2 protein-coding genes are annotated in these 1206 nt (G+C 64.1%); both read left to right on the top strand.

Features of this window, described 5'->3' with window-relative positions:
- Positions 1-486 (top strand): nicotinamidase (locus EN879_RS36510; RefSeq protein ID WP_164774866.1); only part of this gene is annotated, 486 nt, incomplete at its 5' end.
- Between the two features lie 27 nt (positions 487-513).
- Positions 514-1206 (top strand): sodium:proton antiporter (locus EN879_RS36505; protein ID WP_206521093.1); only part of this gene is annotated, 693 nt, incomplete at its 3' end.

Raw genomic sequence — 1206 nt, 5'->3', positions numbered from 1 at the left:
GTGCTGACGCAGGACTGGCATCCCGCCGGTCACTCCAGCTTTGCTTCCAGCCATCCGGGCGCGCAGCCCTTCACCATGATCGAAATGCCGTACGGCCAGCAGACGCTGTGGCCGGACCACTGCATCCAGGGCAGCCTGGGCTCGGATTTCCATTCCGGCCTCGCCTGGACCAAGGCCGAGCTCGTCATTCGCAAGGGATTTCGGCCTGATATCGACAGCTACTCGGCCTTCTTCGAGAACGACCGCACGACCCAGACCGGCCTTGCCGGCTACCTCCGGGAGCGCGGCATCGACACGCTGACCCTGGTCGGGCTGGCGACCGATTTCTGCGTCGGCTTTTCGGCGCTGGATGCCGTCAGCCAGGGCTTCAAAACCACAGTGCGGCTGGATGCCTGCCGCGGCATCGATCTCAACGGTTCGCTCCATGCCACGCTGCAGCGCATGCGCGACGCCGGCGTGAGGCTCGAAGACCCTTTGTCGGACTGACGGATCGTGAGGCGCAAGAGGGGCTTTTTGTGGGTCGCGACGAAGGCGGCAATCGTCGTGGCCGTGCTGTTTCCGGCACAGGCTTTCGGGGCGGAGGAACACGGCCTGCCCGGCGCTTCGATGTCGCTGTGGTGGGCGCTGCCCTTTGCCGGGCTGCTGTTGTCGATCGCCACTGGTCCGCTGCTGTTTCTTCATGTCTGGGAGCATCACTACGGCAAGATCGCGGCCCTTTGGGGCGCTCTGGTGGTCCTGCCGCTGGCGGTCGCCTTCGGTGTCCCCACAGCGACCGAAGCGGTGCTGCATGCGTTGCTCACCGAATACATGTCGTTCATCATCCTGCTGTTTGCGCTGTTCACCATTTCCGGCGGCATTCTCCTTGCCGGCAACATTCACGGCACGCCGCTGGTGAATGCCGGCCTGCTGCTGGTCGGCGCGCTGCTGGCCTCGGTGATCGGCACGACCGGTGCCTCGATGATCCTGATCCGGCCGATCATCCGCGCCAACGATAACAGGCGGTTCAACGCCCATGTCGTCATCTTCTTCATCTTCCTGGTGTCCAACATCGGCGGCTCGCTGACGCCGCTTGGCGATCCGCCGCTGTTCGTCGGCTTCCTGCGCGGCGTCGACTTCTTCTGGACGACGACGAACCTCTGGCGCGAGACGCTGTTCGTCGGCGGTGTCGTGCTGGGCATTTTTCTGGTGATCGACATCATCCTGCAC

The sequence above is a fragment of the Mesorhizobium sp. M7A.F.Ca.AU.002.02.1.1 genome (assembly GCF_003998535.1).
GTDB classification, from domain to species: Bacteria; Pseudomonadota; Alphaproteobacteria; order Rhizobiales; family Rhizobiaceae; genus Mesorhizobium; species Mesorhizobium ciceri.
The sequence above is the reverse complement of the archived record's forward strand: the minus strand, read 5'-3'. Positions and strand labels throughout refer to the sequence as shown.